This is a genomic window from Nostoc linckia z4, assembly GCF_002608075.1.
Classification (GTDB): Bacteria; Cyanobacteriota; Cyanobacteriia; order Cyanobacteriales; family Nostocaceae; genus Nostoc; species Nostoc linckia.
In genome coordinates, this window is the sequence record NZ_LAHA01000067.1 from 31,204 (window position 1) to 44,228 (window position 13,025).

10 protein-coding genes are annotated in these 13,025 nt (G+C 40.1%); 2 read left to right on the forward strand and 8 right to left on the reverse strand.

The genetic code is table 11. The features are described 5' to 3' along the window. Window positions 1-33 precede the first annotated feature (33 nt). Both hpnA and hpnH read left to right on the forward strand, forming a co-directional pair. The gene (gene hpnA / locus VF06_RS32890) at window positions 34-1,044 is read left to right on the forward strand and encodes a hopanoid-associated sugar epimerase (RefSeq protein ID WP_099070813.1); all 1,011 of its coding nucleotides are present in this window, start codon (window positions 34-36) and stop codon (window positions 1,042-1,044) included. A 63-nt stretch (window positions 1,045-1,107) separates the two neighbouring features. Then, entirely contained in the window at window positions 1,108-2,127 is a 1,020-nt protein-coding gene (gene hpnH, locus VF06_RS32895) for an adenosyl-hopene transferase HpnH (protein ID WP_099070804.1), read from the forward strand. Between the two features lie 179 nt (window positions 2,128-2,306). Here hpnH and VF06_RS32900 read toward each other — a convergent pair whose 3' ends face one another. The 8 genes from VF06_RS32900 to VF06_RS32940 form a co-directional block, all read right to left on the reverse strand. Beyond that, window positions 2,307-2,570 carry a hypothetical protein gene (locus VF06_RS32900; protein WP_099070805.1) on the reverse strand — a complete coding sequence of 88 codons (264 nt, stop codon included), beginning with the start codon at window positions 2,568-2,570 and terminating at the stop codon, window positions 2,307-2,309. Between the two features lie 67 nt (window positions 2,571-2,637). Beyond that, window positions 2,638-4,575, reverse strand: coding sequence for a P-loop NTPase fold protein (locus tag VF06_RS32905; RefSeq protein ID WP_099070806.1), 1,938 nt, complete (start codon window positions 4,573-4,575; stop codon window positions 2,638-2,640). Between the two features lie 127 nt (window positions 4,576-4,702). After that, window positions 4,703-5,902, reverse strand: a complete 1,200-nt coding sequence (locus VF06_RS32910) for a 2-aminoethylphosphonate aminotransferase (RefSeq protein ID WP_244918167.1) — start codon at window positions 5,900-5,902, stop codon at window positions 4,703-4,705. Continuing rightward, on the reverse strand, window positions 5,850-7,049 hold the full coding sequence (aepY, locus tag VF06_RS32915) for a phosphonopyruvate decarboxylase (protein WP_099070807.1): 1,200 nt from the start codon (window positions 7,047-7,049) through the stop codon (window positions 5,850-5,852). Before aepY ends, VF06_RS32910 begins: the two co-directional genes overlap by 53 nt. Window positions 7,050-7,369: 320 nt before the next feature. After that, complete coding sequence (locus VF06_RS32920; protein WP_099070808.1) at window positions 7,370-7,747, reverse strand: hypothetical protein; 378 nt, start codon at window positions 7,745-7,747, stop codon at window positions 7,370-7,372. A 957-nt stretch (window positions 7,748-8,704) separates the two neighbouring features. Beyond that, entirely contained in the window at window positions 8,705-10,393 is a 1,689-nt protein-coding gene (gene aepX / locus VF06_RS32925; protein WP_244918168.1) for a phosphoenolpyruvate mutase, read from the reverse strand. 500 nt (window positions 10,394-10,893) lie between these two features. Continuing rightward, on the reverse strand, window positions 10,894-11,637 hold the full coding sequence (locus tag VF06_RS32935; protein WP_099072929.1) for a phosphocholine cytidylyltransferase family protein: 744 nt from the start codon (window positions 11,635-11,637) through the stop codon (window positions 10,894-10,896). Between the two features lie 276 nt (window positions 11,638-11,913). Then, a complete protein-coding gene (locus VF06_RS32940; protein ID WP_099072928.1) occupies window positions 11,914-12,753 on the reverse strand; it encodes a cyanophycinase in 840 nt (279 codons plus the stop codon). Window positions 12,754-13,025: the final 272 nt, after the last annotated feature.

Here is a 13,025-nt window from a genome sequence, read left to right on the forward strand (position 1 = left end):
AAATCCAAAACTAGTGCTGAGCCGAGTCGAAGTATCCAAAATCCAAAATCCAAAAGGGTTTTTGTCACGGGGGGTACTGGTTTTATTGGTGCCCACTTGGTACGATTGCTGCTACAAGAAGGATACACGGTGAAAGCACTGGTACGACCTAGCAGCAATCTGCAAAATCTACGCGGTTTGCAGGTGGAAATCGTCAAAGGGGATTTGAACGATGTCAATCTCTGGCAACAAATGAGCGATTGTCAATACCTGTTTCATGTGGCAGCCCATTATTCTCTGTGGCAAGCAGACCAAGAGTTACTCCAGCGTCACAACGTCCTGGGTACGCGCAATCTGCTAGCAGCAGCCCAAAAAGCAGGCATTGAGCGCACCGTTTATACCAGTTCCGTGGCGGCCATTGGGGTGGGGTCATGTGGTGAAGTCGTTGATGAAACACATCAAAGTCCCTTAGAAAAGTTGGTGGGTAACTACAAAAAGTCTAAATATCTGGCCGAACAAGAAGCTATACAAGCTGCTGCTAAAGGTCAAGAGGTAGTTATAGTCAATCCCAGCAGTCCTATTGGGTCATTGGATATCAAACCTACCCCCACAGGTGATATAATACTGCGGTTTTTGCGGAAACAAATGCCTTTTTATTTGGATACTGGTTTGAATTTTATCGATGTGCGGGATGTGGCATGGGGGCATTTACTGGCCTTACACAAAGGTAAATCAGGCGATCGCTATATCTTGGGTCATCAAAACCTCAGCCTCAAGCAACTACTCGAACAACTAGCCGAAATTACAGGTTTGAGGCCACCCCAACGAAGTCTACCAGCTTGGCTACCCTTGAGTGTTGCTTGGATTGATGAAAAAATTCTTACACGGCTTGGGAAATTACCTTCAGTGCCTATAGATGGGGTTCGCATGGCCAAACAACCAATGTATTACAATGCCGCTAAGGCAGTACGAGAGTTGGGTTTACCCCAATCCCCCATTAATGGGGCACTTGAAGATGCTGTGAATTGGTTTGTGGCTCAAGGTTACGTCAATGAGCGCAAATAGGGGTGCAATGCTTTGTGCTTCCACAGTGGTGTTTCTATATCTTAAAGAGGAGCGATCGGAATAATGGCAGTTAACCTACAACAAGCTATAGATATCGGCAAGTATCTCGTGACTCAACGTCTGTTGGGACGCAAACGCTTTCCTTTAGTCTTAATGTTAGAACCTCTTTTTCGGTGTAATCTAGCGTGTACCGGTTGTGGTAAAATCCAACATCCAAAGGAAATATTAAAGCAAAACCTGACTCCACAACAGTGTTTTGCCGCAGTGGAAGAGTGTGGGGCACCAGTTGTTTCAATTCCTGGGGGAGAACCTCTGCTACATCCGCAAATTGATGAGATTGTGCGGGGATTAGTCGATCGCAAAAAGTATATTTACTTGTGTACCAATGGTTTGTTGTTAGAAAAAAGCCTAGATAAGTTCCAACCCTCACCTTATCTGACTTTCAGCGTGCATCTAGATGGGATGCGGGAATTGCACGATCGCTGCGTCGATCGCAAAGGTGTTTTTGATATTGCCGTCCAAGCCATTCGCGCCGCTAAAGCTAAAGGTTTTCGCGTCACCACTAATACCACAATCTTTGAAGGCACTGACCCCAAAGATATGCAAGAGTTCTTTGATTTTCTGGAAACCCTCAATACCGACGGGATGATGATTTCTCCCGGCTATAGTTACGAGTGGGCACCAGATCAAGACCATTTCCTCCACCGCGAACAAACACGCGCCTTGTTCCGAGAAATTCTCGCTCCATACAAAACCGGTGCAAAAAACTGGAACTTCAATCACAATCCTTTATTCCTAGATTTTCTCATCGGTGAGAAGGACTACGAATGCACGCCTTGGGGTAGCCCAAGTTATAGCGTTCTCGGTTGGCAAAAACCCTGCTATTTGCTCAACGAAGGTTATTACTCTAGTTTCCAAGAATTACTAGCAAAAACTGACTGGAGTCAATACGGCCGTAAGAGTGGTAATCCCAAGTGTGCTGATTGCATGGTTCACTGTGGCTACGAACCCACCGCCGCGATGGATGCGATGCAACCGCAAAATATGGCGCGTGCGCTGACGAGTGTGTTTGGTAGGAACTAAAAGCAGGAATTAAAATATTTAGGCTACGAAATGGTATCGAGCGGAGCTGAAGAAGCTCCGTTTTTCTATTAATTTTTCTATGATTATTAGAGGTCTATTCAACCAAATTTATCCAAGGAAAAGCGGAATAAACCTTAACTTAACTACAAAATTAGCATCTACATAAATCAATTTTACGTTCATGATTTTTCTTCAATAGGAAACAAATCTACCATAAATTGTTGATCTCGTTCTTCTCGTATTTGATGAATGATTTCATCAATATCTGGTTCCAAAATTTGACCGTTAAGCCGTTCCTGAATAGCTTGAGCGTTGGCTAAAATTCTTGGTCTTAGCTTTTGCCAATTAGATTGATGTGTTAATTTTTGGTTTAATAACTCTCGAACTTCAGCAGACAAAGCTTTGATTGCACTGGCTAAAGATTCAACAAGCTGAATATTCATAGATTTATTTTCCTTATCAAACTGGCTGGTGAAGCGGCTGAATTGTTGACGACGTGCGGTAAGTGATTTATTTCAAGCCTGTTCCATTGACTTCAAGCTTTTCAATCGCTTTATTTAAATAATGTTCAGTCATTAATTTTAGAGAATGTCCGCTAACCTTACCTTTTCTACTATTAGCTTTATTTAACAATAAATCTCTGACAGATTTAAGCCACGTCAACTCTTCAGACAATTTTTCATTAATATTATCGAACTCATATCGTTTAGTTAGCGCCCAACCAACACATTGTCTCTCGTCAAACTTCATGAGGAGAAATTTTTCTACAAATACAGATGGTTCTATATATTTTAGTATCGGAATTTCATAGTATATTTGCTCTGGTGAATTACTTATACAAATCATGTAGTAAAACTTCCACACATCGTTTTGCATGATAGCTAGTAAATCTTGAGCAGCACCAGGCATATTCTCAACATTTGCTGGATCTCGGACTTTCTTAATATAAGAACAAAATTCTTTAAATTCTCCAAGTTCTTTACCTTGATAACCAAGTCCTGCATATGATTCAAGTATATAATTATCAGCAGAAATATAGCGATTTTCAGGAATATCTAATTTATTATTATCTTTCAAATAATCAATATAAAGCTTTGACTCTTCGAGAATCTCTTCTTTGTTTTTTTGGTATAACCCTGCTTCTGAGAAGATTAAGAAAAGTCCAGTAATATGCTTAATAATTCCAAGTTCAAGAAAATGTCTTTCGGTATATTCTAATTCCACTTTTTCAAGTAAATTTTCAAACTCATCATCATTAAGATAGGAAAAGTGCCACAATCGAACCCAATTAGGAGTATTTTCATCTTGAAAATATTTACTATTTGACAGTGATTCCTCTAGTTTTTGGGTGTCTAAAATACCTTTATCAAAAAAGATTTGCCACCATATTTTACTTGGAAATGGCTTGTGTAAATTAAGATCTGGGTATTTTTCAAGTATTTTCTCAAGCTTAGTTTCCTCTTGGTTATTCTCTTTCGTCGATAAATTATATTCTTGACGCGAATGAACTTGCTTCCTTATGAGAGATTTATATTCATCTTCTAATTTACTAATATCTTTTGGAAGCATCATTCCACGCTTAATTTCAATAGAGAAAGCCATAAGTAGTCTCAAGAGGTCTTGAAGAATTTCTGGTTTACTTTTTGCTTTATCTGGCAATACTTCAAAAATCCTCTCAAAATCTAAAACAATTTGCTTTAGATTTCTTAAATTCTCATATTCTGCTTTCTGATATAAATCTTCTATTAATTTAGTATTGTCAGATAAAAATTTGCTGACATCTGCATTATTCACTCCAGTAATAAAATTTTCTAATGCACCTTCAAAATAAAGAGAGATACCAAAAGTTTTACCAATTAACTTCTCCTTAATAGCTCGATAGCCTTTACTGGAATTACTACTGTCTTGATCGAGTATTTCGTCTTCATTAGCAATAATGATTACTTTTAAATCTTGATGCTCTACAAAGTAGTTAATATAACCCAATAAATTACCAATATCTATCTTGCAACGTTCTAAATCGTCAAATATTAAAATCCTTTTATCCGTACCCTTCAGATAGTCAGGAATATCTATTTCTGGGATTCCAATAGTCCATGTCCCATCATCTTTGCCATCATTAGTCAAATCAATTTTTAACGCTCCTTTTAAAAAACCTTTAAAAATCTTTCCTGTTACTGCCATTCCCTTGGATGATAGTACAGGGTGTAATTGCTGAAAAAAAGCGTCTTCTATTTCAGAAAAGCTAGCCATCCCGTAAAGGCTAACATACAAGAATTTATGATTATTTTCTTCCGACCTTTTAAGGTAATTTTTGATAAACCATGTTTTTCCACACCCCCATTCACCTTTTAGTAAAATAGCAAAACCGGGTGCGTGAGATAAACTACAGTAATAATCTAAGTACGCTTCGATATGGCTGTTAATTTGCTTGTTGTCTTGGGTCATTTTTTATTTTCATCCTACATACAGGCTTATTTCATTATTTGAGCTGAGGTTCCATACAGATACTACAATTGTGATTAAGACATAAATTTAATGAAAAAATCCTTGTCAAGCCGCAGGACAGGTTTAATTACTGTTTTTTTGAAATAATTTGTTTAACAACAGCAACAAATCGTTCCATATCAGCCTGGGTAATAGCTCCCATTGTTGATACTCGAAAGATAGATTGGGCTAAATTTCCCTGTCCAGAATAAATTACAAAATCCTGTGCTTTTAGTTGGTCGTGAAATTCTTCATAGCTGAAATTATCTGGTAAATAATAAGCGTTCAAAACTACAGATGAACTTCCTTCGGGAAGTAAAGGTTTAATTCCCATTGACACTAATCCGTCTCTGACTAAGTTTGCAAGTTGGTTGTAATGGCTATGTCTAGCACGCCATCCCCCTGCTTCTGCCATTTCTTGCAAAGCTTCTGCTAAAGCATAAAATGTCTGCACTGATTGAGTAAAAGGTGTACCGCCTTTATCTTGCTGTTGGCAATAGGTTGCTAAATCTAAATATAAAGTGCGGGGGATGGTGTCGGCTGAAGGCAGTGCATCCCGGCGCACAATGACAAAAGATGTTCCAGGGACACCATGCAGACATTTATTGGCTGTTGCAGCACAAGCGGTGATTCCCCAAGCCTCAAAATTCAATTCCTCAGCACCAAAGCTGCTGACTGCATCTACTAATATTTGAATGCGGCGTTGCTGACAAATTGCAGCTACTTCCACCAAATTATTCAGGCGACCAGTAGTAGTTTCGTGATGGACGACAGCGAGGTGTGTGATATCGGCGTTTTCATCCAGGAGTTTAATTAAACGTTTGATATCTATTTCAGCATCCCAATCATGGGAAAGCGTAATGTAATTAATGTCGTGAATTTTGGCAATTTTGGATATTCTTTCACCATACACGCCATTTTCAATTACCAGCAATTTCCCATTTCTTGGTACTAAACTGCTGACCATAGCTTCCATCGCTGCTGTACCAGAACCGGTGAGTAAAACTGCTGCCCAGCCGCCTGCAAGATCGTAAACTTGAAGTAACTGTTCGCGGATTCTACTTTGCAACTGGGAAAATTCCACTTCCCGATGACACAAATCAGGACTTAACAGCGCATTTCTCACGCGATCGCTCAAATTAACAGGGCCAGGATTTAGTAAAATCATATTGTCATTGGGCATTGGGCATTGGGCATTGGGCATGGGGCATTGGGCATTGGGCATGGGGCATTGGTTATTCTCCGCGTCCCCGCGTCCCCGCGTCTCCCACCCTCCCCACTCCCTCAATATATTTCACAAAGCGTTGCAAAACTGCTTCCGGTGTGAGGTTGGGTCGAGGTAATTTCTCTAGGGTTCCGGGACGGATTTTAAGATGGGCGAATTTCGGTGTAGTTTTGGTATCTGCGGTAAATAAAATATCTAAAAGCGCGGGGTCGTCTCCGGCTAATGTGACGCCGTAACCGCAGGCTTCGGCAATTTTGGCAAAAGATATACCAGAAGAGACGGTGGCTTGTGCGCCTGTGGAATCGTGGACTTCGTTATCTAAGAGAATATGGATGAAATTAGCACCGCCATAAGTGCCGATGGTCGCAAAATTACCCATTCGCATTAATGCTGCACCATCACCATCAATCACTACAACCTTTAGGTCTTTCCGCGCCAAGGAAAGCCCCAATCCCAATGAAGAAGCGCATCCCATTGACCCAACCATATAAAGATGATTGGCACTGTCTTTACTGGCGAACAATTCCCGCCCTGTATATCCTGTAGTGGCAATTATTACAGTATTTTTAGGGTTAATTAGTTCCACAATTCGAGCTAAAGCTTGGTTGCGGGAAATCCGTTGTTCTTGGTTACCGCGAAAAAAGCTTTGCTGAATATGAGCATGACTGTTATCTTCGCGTTCGGGAATAGAAGAACGGGTGAGTGCGTGGGGTGCAATTGTTCCCTTACGCATAATTAGAGCATAAGGACGGCGCTCTTGTTGCATGTAAGCTGTGGCTCTTTGCAAGACTGGTTCTATTTGTGCTGCATCTGTGGGGAAAAATTCCCAAGGTACAGTCATAGTTTCTAGCAATTTATCTGTGATTTGCCCCATTAATTCATGTTGGGGTTCATCTTGCAAATTGACATCGCCTCTGAGGGTACAAATAACTAATAGTGGAATCCGAAAAATATAATTCAAGGAAGTCAACGGGTTAACTGCATTCCCCAAACCAGAATTTTGCATCATCACCACTGCATACTTACCAGCAATTGTAGCTCCCGATGCGATCGCCACAGCATCTCCTTCATTAGCTGCGGAAATATAAGTCAGTTCGGGGTCATTAATAACGTAGTTAATAAAAGGTGTCAGAAAAGAACAAGGTACGCCAGTATACCAATCAAAACCAAAACTACGAGCAGCTTCTATGAATTCCTGTGCTTCAATCATAAATAATTGTCGGCTGACAGTCAAAAATTAACTGTAATCATTTATTTGTGCAAGTTAGCTAAAAGCGATCGCTCATTTCGTCTGTTAGACTAAGTGAGCGATCGCCATTCTTAATACATTATCTAAATTTACGCCTGATGTGAATTGAAAAATCCCATTTTATCCAAGGGTTTCCAAGTTTGGAAAAAACCGTAATTTTGGCTTCATCAACAAGATTGAAGTCTCAATTCACATTAGATGTAATTCAGTAAAAATTATCTGATGATGTCAGCTTTCAAGCTAAAACCAGACCAGTCAATTGGTGAAGGTGTTAGTCTTCTCTAGTTGTAGAAATCTTCAGGTTTCACGTCGGTAGGTTGAGTTCCTACAATCTTTCTAAGGCCAATTTTAGATTCCTTGGGTGTTTTGTATATATATCGGATACCATCTAGCTTTCCATCTTTGCGAAGCTTATCCCAGTCAGCGTAGTTAACTTTGATAGTCACAGTTTGACCGCAGGCATTGTAGTACATATCATTAGTAACCACACCTCCCGACCAGCCGTAGAAAGCAGCCTGATCTTCATAAAAAACTGGAATGGTAGTAGCTGAACCAGTATTTAGCGTTTTCAAGCAGTCATTAGCAGCAAGCGCTGGCCCCTGACCTAGTGATAGGCTTAAGCCGAGCATGATTAACAAGGCAATTATCATCTTTTTCATTTTACAGATCCTCTTTACTGAGATTTAAGTTTTCAGGAAAGCTAGTCTAGTATGAGTATTAGTATTTACTATTACAATTGCATTTAAATATAACAGTAAAAATACTACTAACTCACATAAACATACTCTTACTTTTCTGATGGAAATACAAGGACAGTTAAGACAGTTAAGACAGTTAAGTAAATACTTAATCAAATTTTTATATTGTTACATCCAATAAAACGCCGATGTCTACGACGGGCTACGCCTACGCAATTTCGGTGTTGCAGAACAGTGGGATGAATTTAGACAGGCTCTTGAAACAGGAGAGCCTCCTAAGTAGGGGGAGAAATAAGTAGGCCGATGTAAATAATTATTGTTGGGATAAGGCAGGGGGCAGGGAGCAGGGAGCAGGGGGAGAAAGAGTTTGAGCCTTATTTACTTTTCTTTGCATAGTTTGGTTTTATTTCACCAACTTACTTACTACATTATGATTGCAACTTGCTATGACTCTAATTTTTCAGCGGCTTAATTGATTTTTGCCACGTAAGTAGTAGTCAGGTGTCGGCATAGCTCATTAAGCACCTCAACGTTCTCGTTTAAAACCTCAACGTTCTAGTTCAAAACCTCAACGTTCTAGTTCAAAACCTCAACGTTCTAGTTTAAAACCTCAACGTTCTAGTTTCAAACCTCAACGTTTTAGTTCAAAACCTCAACGTTCTAGTTTCAAACCTCAACGTTTTAGTTTAAAACCTCAACGTTCTAGTTTCAAACCTCAACGTTTTAGTTTCAAACCTCAACGTTTTAGTTCAAAACCTCAACGTTTTAGTTCAGAGGTTCAACATTCCAGTTCAAAACCTCAACATTCAAGTTCAAAAGTTTAATACTCAAGCTTATTTATTCATGCCCCATGCCCCATGCCCAATGCCCCATGCCCCATGCCCAATGCCCCATGCCCCATGCCCCATGCCCCATTCCCTATTGTTTCAATTGAAACGCTAAATCAAGGTCATCTAAGGAATTAACATCTAACCAATTACCGCGAATGTAAAGTACTTTGATTGGTTTGCCTTGTTCGATTAAATAATTGCATAATTCTGGCAAACCCAAATTATTAAATTCCGATCGCGTTTGCAATTCATTGAGTGCTTCACTCACCCATTTTCTACCTTGAGTGCGTAAGCGTAACATTCCTATCCAGCGTCCGCAGGAATTTCCCAGTTGGGTTTCGGTGGCTTTGGATATGTGCAAAAGGTTAACGTCTTGTCCGAAGATGGAAAGGTCATCTCGAACTGAACAATAAGCATAGTCAGGAGAACCGCTAACTGATTTACAGTTGATGACAGAATCAACCACGGCGACAATTTCTCCAGGACATTCTAATAAGTCTCGCAAGATATAACTTCTAAATAGTAAATCGCCATAAAGTATGAGCATTTCGTCAGCGAAGCTGTCTTGGGCGCAGGCTAAGGATGCTAATTCTCCGGTTGTTGCATAATCTGGGTTACAAATAACTTTTGTACCTGCAACGTTGATAGTTTCTGCTTTGTAACCTGCCACAACGGTGATATCGTTGATGCTAAGTTTTTTGAATTTATCAACTAAAAGTCTCAGCAGGGGTTTACCTCCAAGGGGTAACATGACTTTTGGTTTATCTAAAGTCAATCCTGCTAATTCTTGTCCTCTAGTAGCAGCTAAAACGATCGCTTGAGTATGGTGGCGTCCGTTGCTAAAATAACGTTTTTCGGCTTCTAAAAGTTCGTCGGCTCCTTGTAAGCGGAAAATTTCCTTGACTGGGGCGATGTCATCTTCAATGTTGATTAAAGTTTCACTGGCTTGAACTTCGCGGGCGATCGCTTGCATACTAGCAACAGCAGCTCGAATCATGTGGTTTGCCCAAATCACTAAATTAATTTGGGCTTTACGAAACACATCGGTGGCGGTGCTGTAATATTTGGTCGGTATAATTACCAATGGAGAACGTCCCGCCCATTCTTTAGCAAAAGCTAGCACTTGGTCGGGACGGGATGATTTACTGTGAATCAGAATGGCGTCTGCTCCTGCTGCATGGTAGGCTTCAGCTCGCCGCAATGCTTCCGAAAGATCCCAACCAGCAATCAAAGCTTCCAGTCGGGCGATGATACAGAAATCTGCATGGGTTTGGCTATCTTTACCAGCTTTAATTTTGCCGCAGAATTCATCGATATCAGCCAGGGCTTGGCGACTACCATTAATAAAGCTATTGGTTTTGGGAAAAAGTTTATCTTCTATACAAACTCCAGCAATACCCCGTTGTTCTAATTTTCTAACTAAGCGACGCATGTTATTAAAGTTGCCATAACCTGTATCGCCATCTAACAAAATGGGGATGTTGGTAACATCAGACATGAACTCTAGCATTTCTACAACTTGAGTCCAACTGGCTTCGTTATTGTCTCGAACGCCATATTGAGCCGAAACAGCTAATCCACTCGCCCAAATTCCCTTAAATCCAGCTTCTTCCACAATGCGGGCACTAATTCCATTGTGAGCTTCCATGATGAATTCCAGTTGAGGCGATTCTAATAATTGTCGCAGTTGAGAAAACTTACTTAATGACATTTGGGATTTTGAATTTTCGATTTCCGATTGTGCAAGAGTTAGCAAAGATGTTTTTTGAATATCCATTTGGCGCAATTATGTTTCAATTTGTATGGTTTTTGAGACGCGTTCAATCGCCTTTTCTACAAGTTCTTTGGGTCTTATTTCAACTGCATCTGACTTTAAATTACCCCCCTTTGTCTACTATGTAATATCAGGTTTGCCTAATTAGTTACAATCAAAACTTTGCGCCTTTGCGTGAGATTTAATCATAATTATTTTGCCGAACATGACATAAGATAAGGAGGTTAGATTTTCTTTTGGTTTTACAAATTAGATGAACAGCCAGTATTAAGAATGAGTGCCAAAGATTTATTCACTCTATTCGGCAATAGATGAATCTTGTGTGTTTAGCTCGTTTTGATAGCTATAGGACTCATATCTGATTTTTGAACAAGATTTCAGATAAAACCCTGATAAAACGGGCTTTTCAGTCTCAGTATATTTTCAGAAATCAAATCGGATTCCTATATGAATCAAACCTGTTTTACTTATGAATTTTCAATTATTTTGCAATAATTTCTCTCTTATGTCATTTCAATTTGGGGTAAAATTTCGTTTTGGGCACGTTGAATATCTTGTGGAAAATCGATTTCAATCCAAGGTAAACCAGTGATATCTTCGTAACCAAATATTTCTGGAGTTTCTAATAGTAAATCCCGAATTACTTCTTCATAAGGCTGGTGGTGCAGTCCGTTATTAATATATTGTTCTGTACGGCTGGCGAGTTGGCGAGCGATGGCATTTTCAAAACGAAAGAATCCCACGGATTCGCCAGCAAAATCATACAGGGTAAGAGCCACTTGTTTGCGAAACTCCACTAAATAACCATCTTTGACACATAGCTTTACGGGTTCATCCCCCACTTCAAAATCTCGATCCAACAGAAAGCAATTGGCGATATTTGTCTTTACTAGCCGTTCGATGATGTGGCGATCGCACAAAACATCTGCATCCATTAACAATAAATCATCAGCAGCAGCAACATCTTGACGTAAAGCCCACAAGCTGATAACACTACCTTTAGTATAGTCAGGATTGTAAACTGTAGTAACCCAGTTTTCGGCTCCCAATGCTTTGATTTCATCCTGAATTTTTTCTGCCTGGTAGCCCACGGCAATTACTACTTCGTCTATCTGATAATGACGAAGATATATCAAATGGCGCTCTAATAAAGATTTGCCGTTAAACTTCAGTAAGCATTTGGGTTGGATTTGCCCATCTTTCCCCAAGCGTTGTCCAACACCAGCAGCTAATATTATGGCTTTCATCGTCAAGTTACTAACTGAGTTACGATACTAAAAAACTGGGAAACTTTAAGAATTTTCCCAGTATTTTATGATGACTGTATTTTACTAAATTAAAGGTTTATTAAGTAATTCTTAATATACTAATAAATAGTAACTCTCCATCACCCCTTTTTATGCATACCACTGACACGCAGGTAATCACTAACTCGGCTTTGCATAATTGCGGGATGATTTGAGAATTTGGGTGTTGTATAATCCCCACGTCAACTTCAATCATCCCCTGATTCAGTAACTTCACTAGACTCCTACAGAAACATTTGCCACAGAGCCATTATTGAGAATAGGTTGGCGGGTTTTGAGGTCAAATTTATAGCCGTGTGGCAAAATATGTAGCTTAGCTCCACAAATGGCCAAGGATTCGTCCTTCAAAATTTCTCCTACATTGTTATATGTAGCATCTGATTCATCGACAATTGTGACTGCACCTTCACCGATGACTTCAATTTGACTATCTGTGACAACCATTGCGGTATTCTCATCAATACCGAATCCCAAAACAGCAGGCTCTAGTACCAAAGCTGAAATTAAACGTCCCAATCTTCCACGCTGAGAAAAATGTTGGTCAATTACGACTCCTGGTAGAAATGCCATACCAGGCCCCATTTCCACAGTTTCAATGCGAGGATGAGTTTGGGAGTCACCTTCAACGATCATTTTATCTGGCATCACAGCAGCTCCGGCGCTAGTACCTGCGATGACTGCGCCTTCCGCATAGCGTTTGTGAATCGCCGCATCGATGTCAGTGTCCTTGAGAATACTGGTGATGCGAGCTTGGTCTCCTCCAGTGAAAAATATTCCAGTTGCATTTTCAATAGCTTTCAATGCCGTGGATGAAGAAGCATCATCGCGAGTTTCTGTATCAACGATGCGGACATGCTCGGCTCCTAATCGCTCAAACACTCTAATATAATTTTCTCCCACCTCTCTCGGTAGTTCTGTCGCCGCCGTCATAATCACAATGTTAGCTTTTGTACCTCCAGCGCGGCGGACAAATTCCCGCAAAATCTGGCAATCGCCTTCTTTATCTTCGGCTCCGCCGATAATTACTAATTGTCGTTTCGGATTACTTTCTATCATAACGATCCCTGATTTGATGGAGATAAATTTCAATAAACCATGACAATTCCAGTTATAATATCTTCCTTGTGGAAGATTACTGAAAAAAACTAGTATGAAAATTAGTCATTACAATTAGACCAAAAGATTTTTAAATTACATCGAAAGATGAGACTTTTAAGAGAAGTCGGGGAAGGGGGAAGGGGGAAGGGGGAAAGGGGAAAGGGGAAAGGGGAAGGGGGAAAGGGGAAGGGGGAAAGGGGAAAGGTTTGGTATTTTCCATTTGCCCATTG

What these genes read in the sequence shown, in the direction of transcription:
- VF06_RS32905 (WP_099070806.1), bottom strand. Translation starts at nt 4,575, where the DNA reads ATGACCCAAGACAACAAGCAAATTAACAGCCATATCGAAGCGTACTTA.
- aepY (WP_099070807.1), bottom strand. Translation starts at nt 7,049, where the DNA reads ATGATTGAAGCACAGGAATTCATAGAAGCTGCTCGTAGTTTTGGTTTT.
- VF06_RS32935 (WP_099072929.1), bottom strand. Translation starts at nt 11,637, where the DNA reads ATGAAAGCCATAATATTAGCTGCTGGTGTTGGACAACGCTTGGGGAAA.
- hpnH (WP_099070804.1), top strand. Translation starts at nt 1,108, where the DNA reads ATGGCAGTTAACCTACAACAAGCTATAGATATCGGCAAGTATCTCGTG.
- VF06_RS32940 (WP_099072928.1), bottom strand. Translation starts at nt 12,753, where the DNA reads ATGATAGAAAGTAATCCGAAACGACAATTAGTAATTATCGGCGGAGCC.
- VF06_RS32920 (WP_099070808.1), bottom strand. Translation starts at nt 7,747, where the DNA reads ATGAAAAAGATGATAATTGCCTTGTTAATCATGCTCGGCTTAAGCCTA.
- aepX (WP_244918168.1), bottom strand. Translation starts at nt 10,393, where the DNA reads ATGGATATTCAAAAAACATCTTTGCTAACTCTTGCACAATCGGAAATC.
- VF06_RS32900 (WP_099070805.1), bottom strand. Translation starts at nt 2,570, where the DNA reads ATGAATATTCAGCTTGTTGAATCTTTAGCCAGTGCAATCAAAGCTTTG.